Raw genomic sequence first — 23,673 nt, forward strand, 5'->3', positions numbered from 1 at the left:
TGGTGCAGAGCGCAGCGAAGCCCAACACATCTGACTCCGCGCCCAGCCCTGCTTCCCTCACCCCAACCCTCTCCCGCAAGCGGGAGAGGGGGCGGTCCGTGCCGGCGTCCAGCCGCTGAACATCCCTGTAGGTTGTGGCTGAGCTAAGCGAAGCCCAACTCACGGCGTTTCGGCCCACCTCGTTGGGCTTCGCTGCGCTCTGACCAATCTGCAAAAGCCCCTCTCCCTGTAGGGGCGAATTCATTGGCCAAGGGCCGATGCATTTGGGTCTTGGGATGCTCCCCAAGCCGACCCCTCATCGCTGTATTGTTTTGTATATAGCGATAGGCGAACATCAGCGACCTGATCAAGAGATCGACGGAGCGGATCGGCGGGCGGCGCAAATCAAATAGAAACTTGACTTCAAAGTCAACAAATCCCAACAATGCGCCCTCCTCGCTGTATAAAAATCTACATAACGACAACCTCAGCACTTCACCAAGGAGTCATCCCATGAGCCATCGCCTCACCCGCGCCGCCGCCGCGTTCGCCGCCCTGTTCGCCCTGGGCAGCGCCTCGGCTGCGGAAGTCCAGGTGGCCGTCGCCGCCAACTTCACCGCGCCGATCCAGGCCATCGCCAAGGATTTCGAAAAGGACACCGGCCACAAGCTGGTCGCCGCCTACGGCGCCACCGGCCAGTTCTACACCCAGATCAAGAACGGTGCGCCCTTCGAGGTCTTCCTGTCGGCCGATGACACCACCCCGGCCAAGCTGGAGAAGGAAGGCGATGCCGTGCCCGGTTCGCGCTTCACCTACGCCATCGGCACCCTGGTGCTGTGGTCCGCGCAGGACGGCTATGTGGATGCCAAGGGCGACGTGCTGAAGAGCGGCCAGTACAAGCACCTGTCCATCGCCAACCCGAAAGGCGCGCCCTACGGCCTGGCGGCCACCCAGGTGCTGGACAAGCTGGGCCTGACCGCGACCGTGAAGCCGAAGCTGGTGGAAGGCCAGAACATCACCCAGGCGCTGCAGTTCGTCTCCAGCGGCAACGCGGAGCTGGGCTTCGTCGCCCTGTCCCAGGTGTACAAGGATGGCAAGATCACCAGCGGCTCCGCCTGGATCGTGCCGGCCGAGCTGCATGAGCCGATCAAGCAGGACGCGCTGATTCTGAAGAAGGGTGAATCCAACCCGGCCGCCAGGGCGCTGGTGGATTACCTGAAAGGCCCGAAAGCCGCAGAAGTGATCAAGTCCTACGGCTATCAGCTGTAAGGACTGCGCGGGGGTGAAACACCCTCACCCCCAGCCCCTATCCCAAAGGGAGAGGGGAGCCAGTCAGCGGCGACTCAGTCGTCGCCCTCTTCCATCGCGGCCTTGAGGGCCTCGTAGGCCGGTGCGGCGTAGATGCCGACGTCCACGGCCAGCTGCATGACCTTCTCCAGGTCGTTCTTGTAGACCAGCACGCACTGCAGCTCGTCATCCAGCGGTTCGCTGAAATCCACCAGCACGTAGCCGCCCTTTTCCGGGTAGAGGCTGCCCATCTGCACCTGGATGCGATTCAGGGCCTTGAGCGGCTCGACTTTCACCAGTTGCTTGGGCTTGAGCACGAAATTCACGCTCGGCCCGAAGGAATCCACTACCTGCTGGAACAGTTGGTCGTAGCTGTCGGCCTGGAACAGCACGGTCTCGGGCAGGCTGCCCACTACCACCCATTCGCCCAGGGGAATGGGGAAGCTGTCGTCGTAGTTGATATCGGGGTTCGCAGCGAGGAAGGCGTCCGCATCGGCGTAGGCCTGGGCCGCTTCAGAAGCGACACCTTCGATCTCATCCTCGGCCATGCAGCCGGAGCTGATTGCCGTAATCAATTCGATAAGTTGCTGTTTCACGAGATGAGCCCTGCCGCTTGAAGAACGAAAGCGCGAAGGATACAGGGAAGCCGCGCGGACATAAAAAAAGCGGAGGTCTCTTGCGAGCCTCCGCCACTTCAGCACACCACGCTGAGTAAAGTCAGGTCGTACGGATCAGGTGATCGAAGGCACCCAGCGACGCCTTGGCGCCCTCGCCCACGGCGATCACGATCTGCTTGTACGGAACCGTCGTCACGTCACCGGCGGCGAACACGCCGGGGATATTGGTCTGGCCCTTGGCGTCGACGATGATCTCGCCACGCGGCGACAGCTCCACCACGCCCTTCAGCCACTCGCTGTTGGGCAGCAGGCCGATCTGCACGAAAATGCCTTCCAGCTCCACGGTATGCAGCTCATCGGTGGTGCGGTCCTTGTAGACCAGGCCGGTGACCTTCTGGCCATCGCCTTTCACTTCGGTGGTCAGCGCGCTCTTGATGACCTTGACGTTGGGCAGGCTGGCCAGCTTCTTCTGCAGCACGGCGTCGGCCCGCAGCTTGTCGTCGAACTCGATCAGGGTGACGTGGCCGACGATGCCGGCCAGGTCGATGGCCGCTTCCACGCCGGAGTTGCCACCGCCGATCACCGCCACGCGCTTGCCCTTGAACAGCGGGCCGTCACAGTGCGGGCAGAAGCACACGCCCTTGGCCTTGTATTCCCGCTCGCCCGGCACATTCATTTCGCGCCAGCGGGCACCAGTGGAAAGGATCACGGTCTTGGCCTTGAGGCTGGCACCGCTCTCGAATTTCACTTCATGCAGCTCGCCTTCAGCCTTGGCCGGAACCAGTGCGCTGGCGCGCTGCAGATTCATGATGTCGACCTCGTACTGCTTGACGTGCTCTTCCAGGGCACGGGCCAGTTTCGGGCCTTCGGTCTCCTGCACCGAGATGAAGTTCTCGATGGCCATGGTGTCCAGCACCTGGCCGCCGAAACGCTCGGCGGCAACGCCGGTGCGGATGCCTTTACGCGCGGCGTAGATCGCGGCGGAAGCACCGGCGGGGCCACCACCGATCACCAGCACGTCGAAGGCCGCCTTGGCGTTGAGTTTCTCAGCATCGCGAGCGGCGGCGCCGGTGTCGATCTTGGCGAGGATGTCTTCCACGCCCATACGGCCCTGGCCGAACACTTCACCGTTCAGGTAGATGCTCGGCACCGACATGATCTGGCGCTGCTCGACCTCGCCCTGAAACAACGCGCCGTCGATGGCGACGTGGCGGATGTTCGGGTTGAGCACGGCCATCAGGTTCAGCGCCTGCACCACGTCGGGGCAGTTCTGGCAGGACAACGAGAAATAAGTTTCGAAGGTGAACTCGCCCTCGATCGACTTGATCTGCTCGATCACGTCGGCACCGAGCGTGGACGGATGACCGCCCACCTGCAGCAGGGCCAGCACCAGCGAGGTGAACTCGTGGCCCATGGGGATGCCGGCGAAGCGCAGGGAAATGTCCGCACCGGGGCGATTCAGGGAGAACGACGGGCGACGCGCGTCGCTGCCATCGGTCTTCAGGGTGATCTTGTCGGTCAGGCCGACGATGTCTTGCAGCAGCCCGAGCAGCTCGCGGGATTTGTCGCTGTCATCGAGGGACGCGACGATCTCGAACGGCTGGGTGACCTTTTCGAGGTAGGCCTTCAACTGAGTTTTAAGATTGGCGTCCAACATGTGCGAATTCCTTTATTGCGGGCATGAGTCACCCCTCGACGGTCGTTGCCGACCGCCCGAAGCGGGATGAGGGGTGTGGTGCTGGCGGATGGCGCGAAGCCATCTGCCGGAGCATGAAGCGAAAATGGGATGGAACACGTCGCGAGCGACGGCAGTGCAAGGCGAAATCAGGCGAGGGCGCGGAGTTTACGAGCTGTAAATGAGCAGCCCGAGCCTGATTTCAACGCAGCAATGCCTAGTGCAGCAGCGTTCCGCCCATTTTTAGATCTTGCCTACCAGATCCAGGGACGGGGCGAGGGTCGCTTCGCCTTCCTTCCACTTGGCCGGGCAGACTTCGCCCGGGTGAGCGGCAACGTACTGGGCAGCCTTGACCTTGCGCAGCAGCTCCTGGGCGTCACGGCCGATACCGCCGGCGTTGACTTCAACGATCTGGATCTTGCCTTCCGGGTCGATCACGAAGGTGCCACGGTCAGCCAGGCCAGCTTCTTCGATCAGAACTTCGAAGTTCTTGGACAGAACCCAGGTCGGGTCGCCAACCAGCGGGTACTGGATCTTGCCGATGGTGTCGGAAGTGTCGTGCCAGGCCTTGTGGGTGAAGTGGGTGTCGGTGGACACGCCGTAGATTTCCACACCCAGCTTCTGGAACTCGGCGTAGTTGTCAGCCAGGTCGCCCAGCTCGGTCGGGCAAACGAAGGTGAAGTCAGCCGGGTAGAAGAAGAATACGGACCACTTGCCTTTCAGGTTGGCTTCGGTCAGTTCGACGAACTTGCCCTGGTGGTAGGCGGTGGCTTTGAACGGTTTGACTTCGGTATTGATCAGAGACATCGCAACGTCCTCGTTGGGTTAGAAATTTACCCGACAAAGACTATTGGGTTATTCCAAAAAGATCATATTGAATGACCCCATCAGAACGATTGATTACCTCAATGCAACTCCCCGACGCCCCGTACCATGCGGGTTGGAGCGTCGGAGCAGCGGGCGTCACACCAGGCTTTCGTCCAGCAGCAGTACCAGTTTTCCTTCTACCTGGTTGCTGGCCAGGGCCTCGAAAGCTGCCTCGGCATCCTTCGCGGGGAAGGCACGTTCCAGGCGCGGCTGCAGGCGGCTTTCCTCGAACAGCGGCCAGACGTGCTGGCGCAATTCGCTGATGAGATCGGCCTTGAACTGTTCGTCACGGCTACGCAGGGTCGAGCCGATCAGCTGTACCCGCTTGCCGAGCAGCAGCGCCATGTCGAGCTCAGCCTTGCGTCCCCCCATCAGACCGATGTTCACCCAGCGACCGTCGACGGCGGCCAGCGCCAGATTGAGGCTGGCGTAATTGCCTCCGACCGGGTCGAGGATCACATCGAAGGGCGCGAAGTCACGCAGGCCTTCCAGGTCCTCGCCACGCAGCGCGCCGCCCTGGGCGCCGAGGGATTCGCAGTAGGCCAGGCGCTCGGCCGAACCCACGCTGACCCAGCAAGGGTTGCCGAAAGCCTTGCACAGCTGGATGGCCGCGGAACCGACGCCACTGGCACCCGCGTGCAACAGCACCTTCTCGCCGGGCTTCAGTGCCGCCAGCTGGAACAGGTTGAGCCAGGCGGTTGCATAGACTTCCGGCAGCGCTGCGGCTTCGGCCAGGGAAAGACCCTCGGGCACCGGCAGCACGTGACGCGCATCCACAACCACCTCTTCGGCCATGCCACCACCGGCCAGCAGGCAGCAGACGCGATCGCCCACCTGCCAGGCGCCACTACCGGCGCCGACTTCGGTGATCACCCCGGAAGCTTCCAGGCCGAGGATGTCGCTGGCCCCAGGCGGCGGCGGGTAGAGCCCCGCGCGCTGCAGCAGGTCGGCACGGTTCAGGCCAGCAGCGGCCACGCGAATCCGCACTTGCCCCACATCACAGGCCGGGCTGGCCCGCTCCCCCCACTCCACGCGTCCGTCGACGCCTTGCAATGCCTTCACGGTGCCTCCATAGTGAGCTTGGATCTGGCCCGGCGACTCGCCGGGCCTTCGCTTTGCGCCAATGGAACCCGGCGCCCTCAATTACGGCCTAATATGCGTTATCACCTGTCCCGACGTCGAATCAGCATGAAGCGCTCCCTGATCAGTTCTGCACTTGCCTTGGCCCTCAGCGTCAGCGTTCTGCCGCTGCATGCCGCCCCAACCGCCCCGGACAGCTGGGACGCCCTTCAGCCCGACCGTGAACAGGTCATCGCCAGCCTCAATGTGGTGGAGCTGCTCAAGCGCCATCACTACAACAAGCCGCCGCTCAACGATGAGCGCTCGGTGAAGATCTACGAGGGCTACCTCAAGCTCCTCGACCCGGCGCGGATGTACTTCACCGCCGGCGATATCGCTGAATTCGACAAGTGGCGCACGCGTTTCGACGACCTGCTGAAAAGCGGCGACCTGGAACCCGGCTTCGTCATCTACAAGCGCCATCTGGACCGCCTCAAGGAGCGCCTGGACTTCGCCCTGGCGATGCTGGATCAAGGCGTCGACAAGATCGACTTCACCGTCGACGAAAACCTGGAAACCGACCGCGAGAAAGCGCCGTGGGCCAAGGACCGCGCCGCCCTCGACGACCTCTGGCGCAAGCGCGTGAAGGACGAAGTCCTGCGCCTGAAGCTGGCAAAGAAAGAACCCAAGGCCATCCAGGAGCTGCTGATCAAGCGCTACAAGAACCAGCTTTCGCGCCTCGACCAGACCCGTGGCGAGGACGTGTTCCAGGCCTATATCAACGCCTTCGCGCAGACCTACGACCCGCACACCCAGTACCTCTCCCCGGACAACGCGGAGAACTTCGACATCAACATGAGCCTGTCCCTCGAGGGCATCGGCGCCGTGCTGCAGAGCGACAACGAGTACGTGAAGGTGGTGCGCCTGGTGCCGGCCGGTCCGGCCGAGAAGAGCAAGCAGGTGGCTCCCGCGGACAAGATTGTCGGCGTTGCCCAGGGCAATGGCGAGATGGTCGACGTGATCGGCTGGCGCCTGGACGAAGTGGTCAAGCTGATCCGCGGCCCGAAAGGCTCGGTGGTTCGCCTGGAAGTGATTCCGGCGAGCAATGCACCGAACGACCAGACCAGCAAGGTGGTCGCCATCACCCGTGAAGCGGTGAAGCTGGAAGAACAGGCAGCGAAGAAATCCGTCCTCAACCTCGAGCATGAAGGCAGCAAGTTCAAGCTTGGCGTGATCGAGGTTCCGGCCTTCTACCTGGACTTCAAGGCGTTCCGCGCCGGCGACCCCGAGTACAAGAGCACCACCCGCGACGTGAAGAAACTCCTCGGCGAGCTGCAGAAGGAGAAAGTCGACGGCGTGGTCATCGACCTGCGCAACAACGGCGGCGGCTCCCTGCAGGAAGCCACCGAGCTGACCGGCCTGTTCATCGACCAGGGCCCGACCGTGCTGGTACGCAACAGCGACGGCCGCGTCGACGTGCTGGCCGACGAGAACACCGGCGCCTTCTATACCGGCCCGATGGCCGTGCTGGTCAACCGCCTGTCCGCCTCGGCCTCGGAGATCTTTGCCGGCGCCATGCAGGACTACCACCGCGCACTGATCATCGGCGGCCAGACCTTCGGCAAAGGTACCGTGCAGACCATCCAGCCGCTGAACCACGGTGAACTGAAGCTGACCCTGGCCAAGTTCTACCGCGTCTCCGGTCAGAGCACCCAGCATCAGGGCGTACTGCCGGACATCGAGTACCCCTCGGTGGTGGATACCAAGCAGATCGGCGAGAGCGCCCTGCCCGAGGCCATGCCCTGGGACAGCATCCGACCTGCGATCAAGCCCGAGCTGGACCCGTTCAAGCCGTTCCTGGCCGAGCTGAAGGCCCGCCACGATTCGCGCACCGCGGACGACCCGGACTTCGTCTACAGCCGCGAGCGCCTGGCGCTGGCCCAGAAGCTGATGAAGGACACCGTGGTCAGCCTCAATGAGGCCAAGCGGCGCACCGAGCAGGCCGATATCGAAGCCAAGCAGCTGGCGATGGAAAACACCCGCCGCAAGGCCAAGGGTGAAGAGCTGCTGAAGGAGCTCAAGCCTGAAGACGAGGATGCCGTGCCGGTGGAAGAGGAAAAGACCAAGCCGGAAGACGACGCCTACCTGACCGAAACCGGGCAGATCCTGCTGGATTACCTGGGTTTGAACGCCGCAGTGGCCAAACATTGAAATGATGTCATAACGCCGTCACATAACTGTCGTGAAATCCGGGGGCCGCGAATGCGGCCCCTTTCTTTTTCACGAGTAACAGCATGACCGTCACCGAGCAGTTGAGCGCGCTGGGCCTGATCCTCGCTCACGGGGACTTGCACAGCCTGTTCCAGCCAATCCTGTCGCTGTCGGAACGGCGCATCCTCGGTTACGAGGCACTGACCCGCGGCCCGTCCAACAGTCCATTGCATCCACCGGTAACCCTGTTCGCCGTGGCACGTCATGCCGGACGCCTGAGCGAACTGGAAATGGCCTGCCGCAAAAGCGCATGCCGACGTTTCAAGGAACTCAAGCTCGACGGCCTGCTGTTCCTCAACGTCTCCCCCGAATCCCTGCTCGACCCGGCGCACCAGCCGGGGCGCACGCTGAAGATGCTGCAGGCATTCGGCATCCCGCCCAGCCAGGTAGTGATCGAGCTGACCGAACAGACTCCGACCGAAGACTTCAACCTGCTCGACACCGCCCTGCACCACTACCGCGCCATGGGCTTCTCCATTGCCCTGGATGACCTGGGAGCCGGCTACTCCAGTCTGCGCCTGTGGTCCGAGCTGCGCCCGGACTACGTGAAGATCGACCGCCACTTCATCGACGGCATCCACCAGGACTCAGTGAAGCGCGAGTTCGTCGAATCCATCCTGAAGATGGCCAAGGCCTCGCGCGCCCAGGTCATCGCCGAAGGCATCGAACTGCCGGAAGAACTGGCAGTGCTGGCGGAAATGGGCGTCGATCTGGTCCAGGGCTACCTGCTCGGCCGCCCACAGGAGCACCCGTCGCGCGATGCCCGCGCACTGCTGCCGCCGCTGGAATCCATCGGCAGCATGAACGAGGAAAGCAGCGACCTGTCCGCCCTGCTCAACGAGCAACCGGCGGTGCATGAGGACACGCCGATCCACGAGGTGCTGGAAGCCTTCCGCGCCCAGGCCAACCTCAACTCCCTGGCGGTGCTGGACGACCAGCAACGTCCGGTGGGCATCGTCCACCGCCACCTGCTCTCGGAAGCCTTGCTGCGCCCCTTCGCTACCGACCTGTTCACCCGCAAATCGGTCAACAGGCTGATGAGTACCGACTTCCTCGCCGTGGAGATGGGGCAGTCGCTACAGCAGGTCAGCCGCCTGATCACCAGTCGCGCACGGCAGCGCATCGAAGAGGATTTCATCATCATCCTCGACGGCCGCTACCGTGGCCTGGGGCGGGTGATCGACGTGCTCAAGCTGATTACCGAACTGAAGATCCAGCAGGCCCGCCACGCCAACCCGTTGACCCTGCTACCGGGCAATGTGCCCATCCAGCAGTGTCTGACGCGCCTGTTGCAGCAGCGTCGCCAGGCGGTGGTCTGCTACGTGGACATCGACAGCTTCAAGCCCTTCAACGACCTCTATGGCTACGCCAAGGGCGACGAGGTGCTGCTCTGCCTGGCCCAGTGCCTGAGCGAGCGGGTGGACCCGGCGCGGGATTTCGTCGGCCATATCGGTGGCGACGACTTCCTGCTGGTGCTGGGTTCGGATGATTGGCGCGCTCGGCTCAATTACCTGCTGGAGGATTTCCAGGGCCAGTGCCGGCGCTTCTATCGCAGCGATCACCTGCAGGCGGGCTGCTTCGTCGCCCATAACCGCCATGGCCAGCGCGAGGAATTCCCGTTGCTGTCGCTGTCCATCGGCGTGGTGACGCTGCGGCCGGAGGACTGCGCCAGGCTGGACGCCTCGCAGCTCGCGGGACTCGCCTCGGAATCCAAGCGCCATGCGAAGGCCATGCCCGGCTACAGCCTGCACATCATCGAAGCGGATTGAAGGACTGCCGGCTCGCGGCCGGCTCAGAGGCCGAGTTCGCCCGCTTGCCGGGCGGCACGCTCGGCGGCGACGGGATCAGGCTCCAGGCCCGGCCCGCCGTCGCGATAGAGATCGGCCAGCTTACGCGCAGCCAGCGGATGACCGGCATCGGCTGCCAGGCTCCACCAACGCGCGGCCTCGGCGGCATCCGGCGCCTGTCGGGCATCGCCAGCGAGGCTCAGTACGCCCAGTTGATAGGCGGATTTGCCATCACCACCCTGCGCGGCCAGGCGCAGCAGGCGGATGCCCTCCTCCCGCGCCCCGAAGCCGTGACCACGATGCAGCAGCAAATGGCCATAGAAGCTCTGCGCCGGCACGTCACCCAGGGCCGCCATACGCGCGTACTGGCCCTGCATCCACTGCCAGACACGGGGCTGGGCCACCAACTTGGGGAAGCGCATCAGCCAACGCGCGACCTGGTAGCCGATCCGGGCCCGCAGCTTCCAGGGCATCACTGCTCCGCGGGGTAACTGAACTCGAACACGCGCACCACTTCAGCGGCATGCCAGGACGCCGCAGCGGTGCCATCCGGCGGACCGGAGAAACGGCCCAGGCGTTCGACGCACTCGAAGAAGCCGGTGCGCGGCAGGCGACTGGCGCCCTGGCTGATCACCAGGGAACTGCGCAGCGGACGCTCGGCGCGTGCATCGAGGGCGGCCAGGTGCTCAAGGGCCGCAGTGAGGGTCTGCATGGCCGGGGACGGCAGTTGCAGACGTTCGATCAATGCCCGATAGGTCAGCAGATGGCGCTGACGGCGGGCATCCTCCAGTTCGGTCAACAGGGCTTGCCAGTGCTGGCGGCTGATTCGCAGACTCAAGATCCGGACTCCCAGCCGGAGACCCCGAGAACGCGCGCCAAGCCGCGCTTGATGGCTTCATCAGGTTCGCGTTCGCCGCTTTCGATCAGCCCCAGGTAATGGGGACTGATGCCCACGGCGCGGGCCAGTTGCTCCAGGCTCTGGCCCTGGGCCTCGCGCAGCGACTTCAGTTGTCCGAGCGCCGTCCTGGTTGGTTCAGCGGCCGTTTCAGTGGTGCCCTGGCCGGCGGCGCGCAGCAGCGCCTGGTACTCGGCCCAGGGCAGAACCGCATATTCCGCCTGACCGTCACGCATGATCACTTGCACACTCATTGAAGCTCCCCGTGGAACGCAGTGCCGACTGCTTCAGCACCTCCATGCAGGCGGCCATCTTATCAGGCCAAGGGCCCGCAGAGGGTGAACTATACTGCGTCCACCAAGCGGGGGAAGGCTCGTGACGCGGCAATTTCGTGTAGTTCTCTGGATACTTGCCAGCCTCTGGCCCGGCCTGCTGCTCGCCCAGGAGCTGCGCTGGGGCTTCGGCCCTGCCGACGGCATGCCTTACGCACAGATAAGCGACCATGCCTTGCTCGGCGGATTCGTCTTCCGCCTTGGCGAGCGTATCGCCAAGGAGCTGTCCGTCTCGGTGAGCTTCATCGAAACCCCGAACAAGCGCATCGAGGAATCCCTGAAGAACGGCCGCATCCACCTGATCTGCAATTCCAATCCGGAGTGGATGGTGGACGCCTCTGCCTTTCACTGGTCACCGCCCCTGTTCGAGGAGGAGGACGCCCTCCTCCAGCATCGCGACACCCCGAGCATCCTTGGCCTGGCCGACCTCAAGGGCAAGGTGCTGGGCACCAGCCTGGGATTCGCCTACAGCCTGCCGCTGATGGAAGCCTTCGCTAATCATGATGTGCAACGCAAGGACGTGCGCGACCTGGATACCCGCCTGAACCTGCTCAGCCACAAGCGGCTGGACGCCATCATCGACATGCGCCGCAGCCTGGCCTACGAACTGGCGGCGCGCCCCGACGCTCCACTGGTCTTCAGCCCCTGGGTAGTGGAGCGTTACCGCATCCATTGCGCCTATGGCAGCCAGTTGCCGATACAGGCGGATCGATTGGACGCCGCGCTGCAGAAGCTGCGCGACAGCGGCGAACTTGAAGCGCTGCTACAGGGCGAGCAGCGGCGCGCCGGCCTTCAGGATCGCTGAGAGTCCGACGCCGGCAAGCGTTCCAGCGCCGCCTGAACTTCCGGGGCCTGCCCGGCTCGCCAGGCACGGAAGGCATCCAATTCGCCGCCCCAGGTTTTCAGGACCCAGGCCAACACCGCCAGGTCGTCGACGAAGCCCATCCCCACCAGCCAGTCCGGCAGCGCATCGAGTGGCGTGACGAAATAGAGCAAGGCGCCCACCACAGCCAGAAACGCTTTTGGATTGATCTGACGGTACTCCCCCCTCAGCCAGGCGTTGGCGAGGGACAGTAACAGTCGCAGGTCCTCCTTCACCGCACCGAGCCGACCGCTCTGGCTCGTGCTCTTGCGCGATACCGCCAGCAGCAGCGAAGGCAAACGCCCACCCGCGAGGAAACGCTGTGCCAACGTCAGGTAACGCTCGAAATTCCAGGGTGCTTTCATGGGTGATCCTCGGCAAAAGCCTGGCCTAGAGAGCTCGGCGCGGTTATCCACGAAATCTGTGGATAACCTTGTTAACAGTTTTCCACAGAACGGGGAAAAGGCCCATGTCATGGGGCTCCGCGACAGATCGGGCAAATTTTACCCAGCGCCAAAAGACCAGCAAAATCAAGCATTTGACCGGACGGTCCGCAATGCGACCTCAGGTCGCATTCGCTACGAGCGCGGTTACCCCGTCATGTGCATAACCGTAACACTTTCCCGACGCCCCACTCCCGATGTGACCAAAAGGTCGCTTCGTGGTTCTAGTGAGACTACCCCAAAAACGAAAACGCCCCGTCGAGACGGGGCGTTGCGGGAACCGACTGCTGCTTACTGCTTGTCAGCGGCGTTCGGGTCCTTGATGCCAAGCAGTTCCAGGTCGAACACCAGCACCGAGTTGGCCGGAATGGCCGGGCTCGGGCTCTGCTCGCCGTAGGCCAGCTCGCTCGGAATGAAGAGCTTGACCTTCTCACCCACGTGCATCAGTTGCAGACCTTCGACCCAGCCCGGAATCACGCCATTGACCGGCAGGTCGATGGGGCTGCCACGCTGAATGGAGCTGTCAAACACGGTGCCATCGGTCAGCTTGCCTTCGTAGTGAACGGTCACCACGTCGGTGGCCTTGGGCTGCGCGCCTTCAGCCTTCTTCACGATCTCGTACTGCAGGCCGGAGGCGGTGGTCACCACGCCTTCGCGCTTGCCGTTGTCTTCGAGGAATTTCTTGCCGGCTTTGGCGTTCTCGGCGTTCAGCGCGGTCATGCGCTCTTCGGCACGCTTCTGCAGGAAGGCGAAGGCTTCCACCAGCTCTTCATCCTTCAGGCGCTGTTCCTTCTTGCCGATGGCGTCTTCGATGCCCTGGGCGACAGCCTTGGGATCGAGGTCATCCATGCCTTCCTGGGCGAGGCTCTTGCCCATGTTCAGGCCAATACCGTAGGAGGCCTTCTGGGCCGGAGTCTTGAGTTCAACGCTGGTCTGCGAATCGCAGCCCGCGAGAACCAGGCCCACGAGGGCCACAGCGGCGGCCAACCGATGTTGTTTCATGCTGAATCCTTGTCTGTCGCCATGATGGCAATACGATTGAGCGGCGAGCTTAGCAGGCCGCCGCGCGGAGTGGCTATGGGCAATAAGAACGGAGCCCCGCCAATTAGTTCAGCGACTTGCGCGGCATCACGTAAGTAATGATGTCGGACTTGTAAGCCCTTTTGGGCGGGCAAAGAAAAAGCCCTCAGGTATCACTACCTGAGGGCTTTTATAGTGGCGCAGCGGACGGGACTCGAACCCGCGACCCCCGGCGTGACAGGCCGGTATTCTAACCGACTGAACTACCGCTGCGCGTAACCTTGAAAATGGTGGGTGATGACGGGATCGAACCGCCGACCCTCTGCTTGTAAGGCAGATGCTCTCCCAGCTGAGCTAATCACCCAAATACGATCCAAACGGGATCGCATCTAAATTAAAAGCCCCCAGGCATTACTACCTGAGGGCTCTGAATATGGCGCAGCGGACGGGACTCGAACCCGCGACCCCCGGCGTGACAGGCCGGTATTCTAACCGACTGAACTACCGCTGCGCGTAACTGCGAGATTGGTGGGTGATGACGGGATCGAACCGCCGACCCTCTGCTTGTAAGGCAGATGCTCTCCCGGCTGAGCTAATCACCCTTCACTCTCGAAGTGGGGCGCATTCTAGAGAGGTATCCGAACCCTGGCAAGCCCCTTTTGAAAAAAAATTCTCAGGCCTTCCAAAGGCTTAGCTCAGGGTTGAGCCCGACGCCTCCCGGTGAGAATAATGCGCGCTTTGTGTCCGGAGGTTTTCCCCCTATGTGGTTTCGCAACCTGCTTGTCTATCGCCTCACCCAGGATCTGGATATCGATGCCGAGGCGCTGGAAGCCGCGCTGGCAACCAAGCCGGCCCGGCCCTGTGCCAGCCAGGAGCTGACCACCTACGGTTTCGTGGCGCCCTTCGGCAAGGGCGCGGATGCGCCACTGGTGCACGTGAGCGAGGGCTTCTTCCTGATCTCCGCGCGCAAGGAAGAGCGCATTCTCCCGGGCAGCGTGGTGCGCGATGCCCTGAAGGAGAAGGTCGACCAGATCGAGACCGAGCAGATGCGCAAGGTCTACAAGAAGGAACGCGACCAACTGAAGGACGAGATCGTCCAGACCTTCCTGCCGCGCGCGTTCATCCGCAAGTCCGCCACCTTCGCTGCCATCGCCCCGGCCCAGGGCCTGATCCTGGTGGACGCCTCCAGCCCGAAGCGCGCCGAGGACCTGCTCTCCACCCTGCGTGAAGCCATCGGCTCGCTGCCGGTGCGCCCGGCCTCGGTGAAGATTGCCCCCACCGCCACCCTCACCCAGTGGGTCCAGACCCAGGAAGCCGCCAGCGACTTCTATGTGCTGGACGAATGCGAGCTGCGCGATACCGACGAAGACGGCGGCGTGGTGCGCTGCAAGCGCCAGGACCTGACCAGCGATGAGATCCAGCTGCACCTGACCTCCGGCAAGCTGGTCACCCAGCTGTCCCTGGCCTGGCAGGACAAGCTGTCCTTCATCCTCGACGACAAGCTGGTAATCAAGCGCCTGCGCTTCGAGGACCTGCTGCAGGAGAAGGCCGAGCAGGACGGCGGCGAAGACGCCCTGAGCCAGCTCGACGCCAGCTTCACCCTGATGATGCTGACCCTGGTGGAGTTCATCCCCCAGCTGTTCGAAGCCCTCGGCGGCGAAGAGATTCCCCAGGGCGTCTGACCCTGCCGCGCCGGCCCCACCGGCGCTCCCCTGCTTGGGCAGGTCCGTCGATCCCGGCGGACTTGCCCAAGCAGTCAAGATGTGCAAAATACTGCACAGCGTAAGGACGACCTTACCACTCTGCGAGTGATCACCGGGGACGGCCCCGCCTCAATCTGTCGTCCATCTGGAGTTCACCATGTCCTGGATCATTCTCTTCTTCGCCGGCCTGTTCGAGGTGGGTTGGGCCGTAGGCCTGAAGTACACCGACGGTTTCAGCAAGCCACTGCCCACCGCCCTCACCGCCCTCGCCATGATCATCAGCCTTGGTCTGCTGGGCCTGGCCATGAAGGAGCTGCCGCTCGGCACCGCCTACGCCATCTGGACCGGCGTCGGCGCGGTCGGCACGGTGATCGCCGGGGTCATCCTGTTCGGCGAATCGATGGCGCTGGTGCGCCTGCTCAGCGTCGCCCTGATCATCGGCGGCCTGGTCGGCCTCAAGCTCAGCCACTGACCGGCCCCCATGAAAAAGCCCGCCAATCGGCGGGCTTTTTCATTCAGCGGGCATCCCCTCGCAATTCGGCCACCTGCAATTGCAGGGTCTGCCGATCAGCCATTTCCGGAGACACGGGCGCACCGGCCACCAGGCGGATGTGCGACCAGAATCGCCTGAAGAAGCCCTTGCCCGGGTCGCGGCTGAAGAAGCTGCCCCAGAGCCCCTGCAAAGCCATCGGGATCACCGGCACCGGGTTCTCCTCGAGGATGCGCTCGATGCCACTCTTGAACTCGTTCAGTTCGCCGTCGCCGGTCAGCTTGCCCTCGGGGAAGATGCATACCACTTCGCCGTTGCGCAGGTACTCGGCGATCTTCTTGAAAGCCGCGTCATACACCAGCAGGTCCTCGTGGCGCGCAGCGATAGGCACGGTCCCGGCGGTACGGAAGATGAAGTTCAGCACCGGCAGCTGGTAGATCTTGTAGTACATGACGAAGCGCACCGGCCGCCGCACCGCACCGCCAATCAGCAGCGCATCGACGAAGGACACGTGGTTGCACACCAGCACCGCCGGACCTTCATCAGGAATCGCTTCCAGGCCCTTGTGCTCCACGCGGTACATGGAATGGCCCAGCAGCCAGACGAGGAAGCGCATGGTGAACTCGGGAACGATCTTGAAGATGTAGCTGTTCACCGCGATGTTCATCAGCGACACCACCAGGAACAGCTCGGGAATCGACAGCCCGGCAACGCTGAGGAAAAGGATCGAGGCGACGGCCGAAACCACCATGAACAACGCATTGAGGATGTTGTTCGCGGCGATCACCCGGGCCCGCTCGTTCTCCGCCGTGCGCGACTGGATCAGCGCATACAGCGGCACGATGTAGAAACCACCGAACAGGCCGATGCCGAGGATGTCGGCGAGGATCAGCCAGGCCTGGCCGTGGCCCAGCAGCGCCAGCCAGTCATGAGGTACAGCACCCTGCGGAAACTCGCCGGAATGCCACCAGAGCAGCAGGCCGAACAGGGTCAGGCCGATGGAGCCGAACGGCACCAGGCCGATCTCCACCTTGCCGCCAGAGAGGCGTTCGCAGAGCATCGAACCCATGGCGATCCCCACCGAGAACACGGTGAGGATCAGGGTCACCACACTTTCGTCGCCATGCAGCAGTTCCTTGGAGTAGGCCGGGATCTGCGTCAGGTACACCGCGCCGAGGAACCAGAACCAGGAGTTACCCACCAGCGAGCGCGACACCGACGGCCGCTGGCCCAGCCCCAGGCGCATGATCTGCCAGGACTGGCGGAAGATGTTCCAGTCCAGTTTCAACGCCGGAAGCGCCGCCGCCGCACGGGGAATGCCGCGGCTGGCGAGGTAACCCAGGCTCGCGGTGAAGACGATGGCACAAGCCACCACCGGCTCGTAGCGCTCGACGGACATCATGACGCCGGCGCTGATGGTGCCGGCGAGGATGGCCAGGAAGGTGCCCATTTCCACCAGGGCGTTGCCCCCCACCAGCTCATCCTCCCGCAGCACCTGCGGCAGGATCGAATACTTCACCGGGCCGAACAGCGCCGAGTGGGTCCCCATGGCGAACAGTGCCAGGAACAGCAGCGGCAGGCTGTCGAAGAAGAAACCCAGCGCCCCCACCGCCATGATGGCCACCTCAGCCAGCTTGATCGCGCGGATCAGTGCGTCCTTGGCGAACTTCTCGCCGAACTGTCCACCCAGGGCCGAAAACAGGAAGAACGGCAGGATGAACAGCAGCGCGCAGAGGTTGGTGAAGATGCTCTTGTCGCCAGAGATGGCGAGCTTGTAGAGGATGGCGAGGATCAGCGACTGCTTGAAGATGTTGTCGTTGAACGCGCCGAGCAGCTGGGTCACGAAGAACGGCAGGAACCGCCGCGTGCCCAGCAGGGCGAATTGCGAGTGTTGGCTCATCTTCCTTGGTACCTGATGGTTGGCAGTGGAGTAGCCCTGTGCGACTGAATCCGCACGTCGCTGATTGGACAGCAGGACGCTGGCCGAAAGCCACATTCACAGGAAAGATGTTTGCGCCATTGCGCAGGAATCGCCTTCCTGTGGGAGCGAATTCATTCGCGATTGAAATCGCTCCCACAAGGCCGCGCGCCCCTCAGATCGGCAACTGCCCCAACGCCCAACGCAACAGGAAGAACAGCACCAATCCGCCAAGAATGGTCGCCAGCAGGTGGCGGCTCAAAGCGGCGATCAAGATGGCGCCAAGGCCCGCCAGCAGGTAGGCGTTGTCCAGCGTCAGCTGCAGGCTCTGGCCATCGGGCATCAGCATTCCTGGAACCACGATGGCAGTGAGCACGGCGGTCGGCACGTAGTGCAGGCCCTGGCGCACCACCGGTGGGAAGCTCAGGTTGGGCCAGGCGAACAGGCTGTAGCGGATGGCGAAGGTAATGGCCGCCATACCGAGAATCAGGCTCCAGGTTTGCACGAGATGTCCTCCCGGATCAGATCGAGGCGATAACGACGTTCCAGCACCACGCCCACGGCGATGCCGCACAGTGCTGCCGCCATCAGGCCCAGTTTGTAGGGAAGTCCCTGGCAAGCCAGCGCCACGGCACCAGCCACCAGTGCGGCGGCCACCTGCGGCTTGTTGCGCAGCATGGGCACCACGATGCCGATGAAAGTGGCGAGCATGGCGAAGTCCAGCCCCCAGGCCGCCAGGTTGGGCACGGCCTGGCCGAACAGCACGCCCACCACGGTGCAGAGCTGCCAGTTCAGGTACATGGCCAGGGCGCCGCCAAAGAAATACCAATGCTTGTGCGGCGAATCGTCCTTCTCGGCATAGCGATGCTGGACCACAGCAAAGGCTTCGTCGGTCAGCCAGAACGCCAGCGGCATGCGCCATCGGGTCGGCAGGTGACGCACGAAGGGCTGCAGGGTGGCGCTGTAGAGGGCATGGCGCAGGTTGACCACAAAGGTAGTCAGCAGCACCACCGCTGCCCCGGCGCCGCCGCTGAGCAGGGTAATGGCGATGAACTGCGACGAACCGGCGAACACCAGCAGCGACATGCCGAGGGTCTGCCAGGCGGACAGTCCGGCCCCGGCCGCGAGGGTGCCGAAGATGATGCCGAACGGAATGGCGCCGACGATCATCGGAACGATGTCTCGGGCGCCGTGGATGAACTCAGTGATGCGGGACATGGGGCCTCCTTGTCCCGCAAGGCTAGCGGACAGCCATCAATGGGTCTTGAACGATCTTGCGCAGGCGTTGCGATATTCACCCGGCCCAACGCCATAGGCCTGCTTGAACTGGCGGGTCAGATGGCTCTGGTCGGCATAACCCAACTGCGCGGCAACGCCCGCCGGTGCGCAACCGGCCTTGAGCAAGGCGCGGGCCTGGTCCAGGCGCTGTTGCTTGAGCCAGGCGTGCGGCGGCATGCCGGTGGCACGCCGGAAAGTGCGGGCGAAATGGAAGGGCGAAAGCCCCACTTCGGCGGCCAGTTCTTCGAGAGACGGCGGCTCGGCCAGGCGCGCGGACAGAATATCCCGCGCCAGCGCCACGGCCCGTGGCTCGATCCCAGCGCCGCGGGGCACGGCGACACGCGCATGGCGTCGGAACAGCAGCAGAATCGCCTCGCGCCAGGCCGTCTGTACCTGAAGCGCGGGAGTGCTGTCCTCCAGCAATTGGTGCAGCTGAATGAAGGTGGCTGCCACCTCGGGGTCCCGGATAACGCTATCGGCAAACCCCGGCAGGCCGTTCATCCGGATATCCAGTTCCTCCAGCACATCCGTCACCCGTTCAAGGTCCGGATAGAAGCCCCGGTAGCGCCAGCCCTGCTCATGGGCCTTGGAACCGGTGTGCAACTCATCGGGATTGATCAGCACCATGCTGCCGACCGGCGCCAGATGGTCGCTGCCACGGTGACGGAAGCGCTGCGCACCGGACTCGATCACGGTGAACACATAGCCTTCATGCACATGGGGAGCGAAACGCTGCTCGATGTAGCGGGCATGGAGCAGCTCCACCCCGCCTAACTCGCTGGCTTGCCAGAACCGTGTCGTTTCGCCGCTCGCCATCTCCATTACGCGCTGAACAGCGCCTCCAGGCGTTGCTTCACGTCCGGCCAGTCGTGGTCGGTGATGCTGTAGAGCACGCTGTCGTCGAGGCGGCCCTCGGCCAGGCGGCGATGGTTGCGCAGCACACCCTCGCGCTGCGCGCCCAGTTTCTCGATGGCTCGCTGGGAGCGCAGGTTGCTGGCGGCAGTCTTCAGTTGCACGCGCACCAGCTGCCATTCTTCGAAGGCGTGGCGCAGCATCAGGTACTTGATCGAGGCATTCAGGCCACTGCCATGCTCGCCGGCGGCCAGCCAGGTCCAGCCGATCTCGGCGGCCGGCAGGTTGGGGATGAAATCGGCGAAGCGCGTGGTACCCACCAGGTTGTCGCCCAGGCGGATGGCGAAGACCACTGCCCGACCTTCCCGCTGGGCAGCCAGGGCCTGGCGATACCAGTCGGGTCGCAGCGGACCGTTCATGTAGACCAGGACCTCGCGGTTGGCTTCGGCCAGGGTCACCAGCGCCGGGATATCGGCCTCCTGCAGCGGCTCGAGGCGCAAGGCGCCGCGCTGCAGGGTGACTGGTTGTGGATTGAACATCTGCGCCCTCCTCAGGCGAAAGGACCCTGCCGGATGAGTACGTCGCGCCAAGCGGAAGTGCCGTGCAGGTGCCCGCGCGGGAAAAACGGAAAAGCGCGGGTGAACCAGCACGCTAGCAGCCCCCGTGCGGGGGCTCAATAGCGCCTGCGACCTTGGTCGCAGCCGCCTGACGAATTGCCGGCTTTGGTGCGAAACTGCTGGAAGCCGAATTCTCGCGGGCCTCCCCCGCCACCGCACCAACCGGAGTCGCAATGTCGCTGTCCAGCGGGCTGATCGCCACGGTCGCCTTCCTCTATATGGCCGTTCTCTTCGCCATAGCCTTCTACGGCGACCGCCGCAGCACGCCGCTGTCCCCGCGCATGCGCGCCTGGGTCTACAGCCTGTCGCTGGCGGTCTACTGCACCAGCTGGACCTTCTTCGGCGCCGTCGGCCAGGCCGCCGGACAAGTCTGGAACTTCCTGCCCATCTACCTCGGCCCCATCCTCCTGCTGCTGGTGGCGCCCTGGGTGGTGCAGAAGATGGTGCTCATCAGCAAGCAGGAGAACATCACCTCCATCGCCGACTTCATCGCCGCGCGCTATGGCAAGTCCCAGGCCCTGGCGGTGGTGGTGGCGCTGATCTGCCTGGTCAGCGTGCTGCCCTACATCGCCCTGCAGCTCAAGGGCATCGTCCTCGGGGTGAACCTGCTGATCGGCCCGAGCCCCGAAGCCTCCGGTACCCGCGCCCAGGACACGGCGCTGATCGTATCCCTGGTGCTGGCCCTGTTCACCATCCTCTTCGGTACCCGCAACCTCGACGCCACCGAGCACCACCGCGGCATGGTGCTGGCAATCGCCTTCGAATCCCTGGTCAAGCTGCTGGCCTTCCTCGCGGTGGGTGCCTACGTCACCTTCGGCCTGTTCGATGGCTTCGACGACCTGTTCGAGCGCGCCCGCAGCGCCCCGCAGCTGGACCACTACTGGTCGCAGCCTGTGGATTGGTCCTCGTTGCTGGTGCAAACGGGACTCGCCATGCTCGCCATCATCTGCCTGCCCCGGCAATTCCACGTCACGGTGGTGGAGAACATCGAACCCCGTGACCTGCGCCAGGCGCGCTGGGTCTTCCCGATCTACCTCGCCCTGGCCGCCCTGTTCGTCGTGCCCATCGCCCTGGCCGGGCAGATGCTGCTGCCCGGCGGCGTGATCCCGGACTCCTTCGTCATCAGCCTGCCGCTGGCCGAGGCCCATCCGGCCCTGGCGCTGCTGGCCTTCATCGGCGGCGCCTCGGCGGCCACCGGCATGGTCATCGTCGAAGCCGTGGCGCTGTCGACCATGGTGTCCAACGACATGCTGCTGCCCTGGCTGCTGCGCCGGCAGAACGCTGAACGGCCGTTCGAAGTGTTCCGTCACTGGATGCTCTCGGTACGCCGCGTGAGCATCGTGGTGATCATCCTGCTGGGTTACGTCAGCTACCGCCTGCTGGGCTCCACCGCGAGCCTGGCGACCATCGGCCAGATCGCCTTCGCCTCCATCGCCCAGCTCGGCCCGGCGATGATCGGCGCGCTGTTCTGGAAACAGGCCAACCGTCGCGGCGTGTTCGCCGGTCTCGCCGCCGGCGCCGCGCTCTGGGCCTACACCCTGGTGCTGCCGGTGATGGCGCGTGGCCTGGGCTGGCCGCTGGAGAACTTCCCTGGCCTTGCCTGGATGATGGAAAACCCCCTGAATCTGCCCATCGAGCCGCTGACCCAGGGCGTGGTGCTGTCCCTGGCCGGCAACTGGCTCCTCTTCGCCTGGGTATCGGTGTTCTCCCGCACCCGCGTTTCCGAGCACTGGCAGGCCAGCCGCTTCATCGGCCAGCAGGTGTCCGCGCGCGCCAGTTCCCGCACCCTGCTGGCGGTACAGGTGGACGACCTGCTGATGCTCGCCTCGCGCTTCGTCGGCGAAGAGCGGGCGCGACAGAGCTTCATCCGTTTCGCCTATCGCCTGGGCATCAGCTTCAACCCGACTCAGAACGCCAACCAGGACTGGATCACCCACACCGAACGCCTGCTCGCCGGCGTGCTCGGCGCCTCCTCGGCGCGGGCCGTGGTGAAGGCGGCCATCGAAGGCCGCGAGATGCAGGTGGAGGACGTGGTGCGCATCGCCGACGAAGCCTCCGAGGTGCTGCAGTTCAACCGCGCCCTGCTGCAAGGCGCCATCGAGAACATCACCCAGGGCATCAGCGTGGTGGACCAGTCCCTGCGCCTGGTGGCCTGGAACCGCCGCTACCTGGAACTGTTCGACTACCCCGACGGGCTGATCAGCGTCGGCCGCCCCATCGCCGACATCATCCGCTACAACGCCGAGCGCGGCCTGTGCGGTCCGGGCGAGGTGGAATCCCATGTCGCCCGCCGCCTGTTCTGGATGCGCCAGGGCACGCCGCACACCTCCGAGCGCCTGTTCCCCAATGGCCGGGTCATCGAATTGATCGGCAACCCCATGCCCGGCGGCGGCTTCGTCATGAGCTTCACCGACATCACCGCCTACCGCCAGGCCGAGCGAGGGCTCAAGGACGCCAACGAAGGACTGGAACAGCGGGTCGCCGAGCGTACCCAGGAACTGTCCAAGCTCAACCAGGCGCTCACCGAGGCCAAGGGCACCGCGGAAGCGGCCAACCAGTCCAAGACCCGCTTCCTCGCCGCCGTCAGCCACGACCTGATGCAACCCTTGAACGCCGCGCGGTTATTCTCCGCCGCCCTCGGCCACCAGCAGGACGCGCTGCCCCGCGAGGCCCGCGAACTGGTGAACCACCTGGACAGCTCGCTGCGTTCAGCCGAGGACCTGATCACCGACCTGCTGGACATCTCGCGCCTGGAAAGCGGTCGTGTCACCCCGGACCGCAACGCCTTCCCCCTCGCTTCCCTGTTCGACACCCTCGGCGCCGAGTTCAAGGTGCTGGCCCAGGAACAGGGCATGGATTTCCGCCTGCGCGGCAGCAAGCTGCGGGTGGAAAGCGACATGAAACTGCTGCGCCGAGTGCTGCAGAACTTCCTCACCAACGCCTTCCGCTACGCCAAGGGGCGCGTGCTGCTGGGCGTGAGGCGGGACGGCGACAACCTGCGCCTGGAAGTCTGGGACCGTGGCCCAGGCATCCCGGAAGACAAGCGCAAGGTGATATTCGAAGAGTTCAAGCGCCTGGACAGCCACCAGACCCGCGCCGAGAAAGGCCTTGGCCTGGGCCTGGCGATTGCCGACGGCCTCTGCCGCGTGCTCGGCCACAAGCTGGAAGTGCGCTCCTGGCCGGGCAAGGGCAGCGTGTTCAGCGTCACCGTGCCCATGGCCCGCGCGCAGCAGCCCTCGCCCGTCATACAGAAGCAGGCCGAAGCCAACGGCCAGGCCCTCAACGGTACCCAGGTGCTGTGCATCGACAATGAAGACAGCATCCTCACCGGCATGCACAGCCTGCTGTCGCGCTGGGGCTGCCAGGTCTGGACCGCGCGTAATCGTCTGGAATGCGAACACCTGCTGGCCGAGGAAGTACGACCACAACTGGCGCTGGTGGATTACCACCTGGATGAAGGGGAAACCGGCACCGAACTCATGGCCTGGCTACGTACCCGCCTGGGCGAACCGCTGCCCGGCGTGGTGATCAGCGCCGACGGCCGCGCCGAACTGGTGGCCGAAGTCCACGCCGCCGGCCTGGACTACCTGGCCAAGCCGGTGAAGCCGGCCGCGCTAAGGGCGCTGATCAGTCGGCATGTGAACCTGCGCTGAAAGACCCTTGCAAGATGCGCTGTCGTAGGTTGGGCCGGGCGGCGTTCCGCGAGCGCAGCGAAGCCCAA

The 23,673-nt window shown here is 64.1% G+C and carries 21 protein-coding genes and 4 tRNA genes; 7 read left to right on the forward strand and 18 right to left on the reverse strand.

What is annotated here, in order from left to right:
* Window positions 1–492: 492 nt before the first annotated feature.
* Window positions 493–1,248, forward strand: a complete 756-nt coding sequence (modA, locus tag E8E91_RS20845; protein ID WP_280378449.1) for a molybdate ABC transporter substrate-binding protein — start codon at window positions 493–495, stop codon at window positions 1,246–1,248.
* A 74-nt stretch (window positions 1,249–1,322) separates the two neighbouring features.
* Here the strand turns inward: modA and E8E91_RS20850 are convergent, their stop codons facing one another.
* The 4 genes from E8E91_RS20850 to E8E91_RS20865 all read right to left on the reverse strand — a co-directional run bounded on the left by E8E91_RS20850 (window position 1,323) and on the right by E8E91_RS20865 (window position 5,487).
* Window positions 1,323–1,862 carry a hypothetical protein gene (locus E8E91_RS20850; RefSeq protein WP_280378451.1) on the reverse strand — a complete coding sequence of 180 codons (540 nt, stop codon included), beginning with the start codon at window positions 1,860–1,862 and terminating at the stop codon, window positions 1,323–1,325.
* Between the two features lie 121 nt (window positions 1,863–1,983).
* Window positions 1,984–3,540 carry an alkyl hydroperoxide reductase subunit F gene (ahpF, locus tag E8E91_RS20855; protein WP_280378454.1) on the reverse strand — a complete coding sequence of 519 codons (1,557 nt, stop codon included), beginning with the start codon at window positions 3,538–3,540 and terminating at the stop codon, window positions 1,984–1,986.
* 261 nt (window positions 3,541–3,801) lie between these two features.
* Entirely contained in the window at window positions 3,802–4,365 is a 564-nt protein-coding gene (gene ahpC / locus E8E91_RS20860; RefSeq protein WP_190827504.1) for an alkyl hydroperoxide reductase subunit C, read from the reverse strand.
* A 156-nt stretch (window positions 4,366–4,521) separates the two neighbouring features.
* A complete protein-coding gene (locus E8E91_RS20865) occupies window positions 4,522–5,487 on the reverse strand; it encodes an NAD(P)H-quinone oxidoreductase (protein ID WP_280372111.1) in 966 nt (321 codons plus the stop codon).
* 126 nt (window positions 5,488–5,613) lie between these two features.
* Here E8E91_RS20865 and E8E91_RS20870 point away from each other — a divergent pair, with 126 nt between their 5' ends.
* Both E8E91_RS20870 and E8E91_RS20875 read left to right on the forward strand, forming a co-directional pair.
* Window positions 5,614–7,695, forward strand: coding sequence for a carboxy terminal-processing peptidase (locus E8E91_RS20870; protein ID WP_280378455.1), 2,082 nt, complete (start codon window positions 5,614–5,616; stop codon window positions 7,693–7,695).
* Between the two features lie 83 nt (window positions 7,696–7,778).
* A complete protein-coding gene (locus E8E91_RS20875; RefSeq protein ID WP_280378457.1) occupies window positions 7,779–9,524 on the forward strand; it encodes a bifunctional diguanylate cyclase/phosphodiesterase in 1,746 nt (581 codons plus the stop codon).
* 23 nt (window positions 9,525–9,547) lie between these two features.
* Here E8E91_RS20875 and E8E91_RS20880 read toward each other — a convergent pair whose 3' ends face one another.
* The 3 genes from E8E91_RS20880 to E8E91_RS20890 are packed head-to-tail and all read right to left on the reverse strand — an operon-like array spanning window position 9,548 to window position 10,691.
* Complete coding sequence (locus E8E91_RS20880; protein ID WP_280378460.1) at window positions 9,548–10,015, reverse strand: sel1 repeat family protein; 468 nt, start codon at window positions 10,013–10,015, stop codon at window positions 9,548–9,550.
* Window positions 10,015–10,380 (reverse strand): hypothetical protein, encoded by a 366-nt coding sequence (locus E8E91_RS20885; protein WP_280372107.1) that lies wholly within the window; start codon window positions 10,378–10,380, stop codon window positions 10,015–10,017. The genes E8E91_RS20880 and E8E91_RS20885 overlap by 1 nt, the downstream gene beginning before the upstream one ends.
* The gene (locus E8E91_RS20890; protein ID WP_280372106.1) at window positions 10,377–10,691 is read right to left on the reverse strand and encodes a helix-turn-helix transcriptional regulator; all 315 of its coding nucleotides are present in this window, start codon (window positions 10,689–10,691) and stop codon (window positions 10,377–10,379) included. The genes E8E91_RS20885 and E8E91_RS20890 overlap by 4 nt, the downstream gene beginning before the upstream one ends.
* Before the next feature lie 121 nt (window positions 10,692–10,812).
* On the opposite strand from E8E91_RS20890, the gene E8E91_RS20895 reads away from it, so the two are divergent.
* The gene (locus E8E91_RS20895) at window positions 10,813–11,574 is read left to right on the forward strand and encodes an ABC transporter substrate-binding protein (protein ID WP_280378462.1); all 762 of its coding nucleotides are present in this window, start codon (window positions 10,813–10,815) and stop codon (window positions 11,572–11,574) included.
* On the opposite strand, the gene E8E91_RS20900 is transcribed toward E8E91_RS20895, so the two are convergent.
* The 6 genes from E8E91_RS20900 to E8E91_RS20925 form a co-directional block, all read right to left on the reverse strand.
* Window positions 11,562–11,996, reverse strand: coding sequence for a YkvA family protein (locus E8E91_RS20900; RefSeq protein WP_280378466.1), 435 nt, complete (start codon window positions 11,994–11,996; stop codon window positions 11,562–11,564). The two genes, E8E91_RS20895 and E8E91_RS20900, sit on opposite strands and share 13 nt — an antisense overlap.
* 369 nt (window positions 11,997–12,365) lie before the next feature.
* Window positions 12,366–13,076, reverse strand: coding sequence for an FKBP-type peptidyl-prolyl cis-trans isomerase (locus tag E8E91_RS20905; RefSeq protein ID WP_280372103.1), 711 nt, complete (start codon window positions 13,074–13,076; stop codon window positions 12,366–12,368).
* Between the two features lie 214 nt (window positions 13,077–13,290).
* Window positions 13,291–13,367 (reverse strand) — tRNA-Asp (locus tag E8E91_RS20910).
* A gap of 15 nt (window positions 13,368–13,382) precedes the next feature.
* Window positions 13,383–13,458, reverse strand: a tRNA-Val gene (locus E8E91_RS20915).
* Window positions 13,459–13,528: 70 nt separating this feature from the next.
* Window positions 13,529–13,605 (reverse strand) — tRNA-Asp (locus E8E91_RS20920).
* Between the two features lie 15 nt (window positions 13,606–13,620).
* Window positions 13,621–13,696, reverse strand: a tRNA-Val gene (locus E8E91_RS20925).
* Between the two features lie 159 nt (window positions 13,697–13,855).
* Here E8E91_RS20925 and rdgC point away from each other — a divergent pair.
* Window positions 13,856–14,776, forward strand: a complete 921-nt coding sequence (gene rdgC, locus E8E91_RS20930; RefSeq protein WP_280378468.1) for a recombination-associated protein RdgC — start codon at window positions 13,856–13,858, stop codon at window positions 14,774–14,776.
* A 178-nt stretch (window positions 14,777–14,954) separates the two neighbouring features.
* Window positions 14,955–15,269, forward strand: a complete 315-nt coding sequence (gene sugE, locus E8E91_RS20935; RefSeq protein ID WP_190827484.1) for a quaternary ammonium compound efflux SMR transporter SugE — start codon at window positions 14,955–14,957, stop codon at window positions 15,267–15,269.
* Between the two features lie 43 nt (window positions 15,270–15,312).
* Here sugE and E8E91_RS20940 read toward each other — a convergent pair whose 3' ends face one another.
* The 5 genes from E8E91_RS20940 to E8E91_RS20960 form a co-directional block, all read right to left on the reverse strand.
* Window positions 15,313–17,187 carry an MFS transporter gene (locus E8E91_RS20940; RefSeq protein ID WP_280378469.1) on the reverse strand — a complete coding sequence of 625 codons (1,875 nt, stop codon included), beginning with the start codon at window positions 17,185–17,187 and terminating at the stop codon, window positions 15,313–15,315.
* A 193-nt stretch (window positions 17,188–17,380) separates the two neighbouring features.
* Window positions 17,381–17,710 carry an AzlD domain-containing protein gene (locus E8E91_RS20945; protein WP_280378472.1) on the reverse strand — a complete coding sequence of 110 codons (330 nt, stop codon included), beginning with the start codon at window positions 17,708–17,710 and terminating at the stop codon, window positions 17,381–17,383.
* On the reverse strand, window positions 17,692–18,423 hold the full coding sequence (locus E8E91_RS20950) for an AzlC family ABC transporter permease (RefSeq protein ID WP_280378473.1): 732 nt from the start codon (window positions 18,421–18,423) through the stop codon (window positions 17,692–17,694). The genes E8E91_RS20945 and E8E91_RS20950 overlap by 19 nt, the downstream gene beginning before the upstream one ends.
* A gap of 36 nt (window positions 18,424–18,459) precedes the next feature.
* On the reverse strand, window positions 18,460–19,299 hold the full coding sequence (locus tag E8E91_RS20955) for an AraC family transcriptional regulator (protein WP_280378475.1): 840 nt from the start codon (window positions 19,297–19,299) through the stop codon (window positions 18,460–18,462).
* Between the two features lie 5 nt (window positions 19,300–19,304).
* Window positions 19,305–19,874, reverse strand: coding sequence for a GNAT family protein (locus E8E91_RS20960; protein ID WP_280378477.1), 570 nt, complete (start codon window positions 19,872–19,874; stop codon window positions 19,305–19,307).
* A gap of 251 nt (window positions 19,875–20,125) precedes the next feature.
* Here E8E91_RS20960 and E8E91_RS20965 point away from each other — a divergent pair, with 251 nt between their 5' ends.
* Window positions 20,126–23,605 carry a PAS domain-containing hybrid sensor histidine kinase/response regulator gene (locus E8E91_RS20965; RefSeq protein WP_280378479.1) on the forward strand — a complete coding sequence of 1,160 codons (3,480 nt, stop codon included), beginning with the start codon at window positions 20,126–20,128 and terminating at the stop codon, window positions 23,603–23,605.
* Window positions 23,606–23,673 lie beyond the last annotated feature (68 nt).

It is taken from the genome of Pseudomonas sp. BN515, from assembly GCF_029873155.1.
Lineage (GTDB): Bacteria > Pseudomonadota > Gammaproteobacteria > Pseudomonadales > Pseudomonadaceae > Metapseudomonas.

Excerpts from the sequence above, each read along its gene's own strand:
- E8E91_RS20880 (WP_280378460.1), bottom strand. The coding sequence starts at position 10,015 with ATGCCCTGGAAGCTGCGGGCCCGGATCGGCTACCAGGTCGCGCGTTGG.
- sugE (WP_190827484.1), top strand. The coding sequence starts at position 14,955 with ATGTCCTGGATCATTCTCTTCTTCGCCGGCCTGTTCGAGGTGGGTTGG.
- E8E91_RS20890 (WP_280372106.1), bottom strand. The coding sequence starts at position 10,691 with ATGAGTGTGCAAGTGATCATGCGTGACGGTCAGGCGGAATATGCGGTT.
- E8E91_RS20960 (WP_280378477.1), bottom strand. The coding sequence starts at position 19,874 with ATGTTCAATCCACAACCAGTCACCCTGCAGCGCGGCGCCTTGCGCCTC.
- ahpC (WP_190827504.1), bottom strand. The coding sequence starts at position 4,365 with ATGTCTCTGATCAATACCGAAGTCAAACCGTTCAAAGCCACCGCCTAC.
- E8E91_RS20965 (WP_280378479.1), top strand. The coding sequence starts at position 20,126 with ATGTCGCTGTCCAGCGGGCTGATCGCCACGGTCGCCTTCCTCTATATG.
- E8E91_RS20955 (WP_280378475.1), bottom strand. The coding sequence starts at position 19,299 with ATGGCGAGCGGCGAAACGACACGGTTCTGGCAAGCCAGCGAGTTAGGC.
- rdgC (WP_280378468.1), top strand. The coding sequence starts at position 13,856 with ATGTGGTTTCGCAACCTGCTTGTCTATCGCCTCACCCAGGATCTGGAT.
- modA (WP_280378449.1), top strand. The coding sequence starts at position 493 with ATGAGCCATCGCCTCACCCGCGCCGCCGCCGCGTTCGCCGCCCTGTTC.
- E8E91_RS20950 (WP_280378473.1), bottom strand. The coding sequence starts at position 18,423 with ATGTCCCGCATCACTGAGTTCATCCACGGCGCCCGAGACATCGTTCCG.
- E8E91_RS20940 (WP_280378469.1), bottom strand. The coding sequence starts at position 17,187 with ATGAGCCAACACTCGCAATTCGCCCTGCTGGGCACGCGGCGGTTCCTG.
- E8E91_RS20900 (WP_280378466.1), bottom strand. The coding sequence starts at position 11,996 with ATGAAAGCACCCTGGAATTTCGAGCGTTACCTGACGTTGGCACAGCGT.
- E8E91_RS20870 (WP_280378455.1), top strand. The coding sequence starts at position 5,614 with ATGAAGCGCTCCCTGATCAGTTCTGCACTTGCCTTGGCCCTCAGCGTC.
- E8E91_RS20905 (WP_280372103.1), bottom strand. The coding sequence starts at position 13,076 with ATGAAACAACATCGGTTGGCCGCCGCTGTGGCCCTCGTGGGCCTGGTT.
- E8E91_RS20875 (WP_280378457.1), top strand. The coding sequence starts at position 7,779 with ATGACCGTCACCGAGCAGTTGAGCGCGCTGGGCCTGATCCTCGCTCAC.
- ahpF (WP_280378454.1), bottom strand. The coding sequence starts at position 3,540 with ATGTTGGACGCCAATCTTAAAACTCAGTTGAAGGCCTACCTCGAAAAG.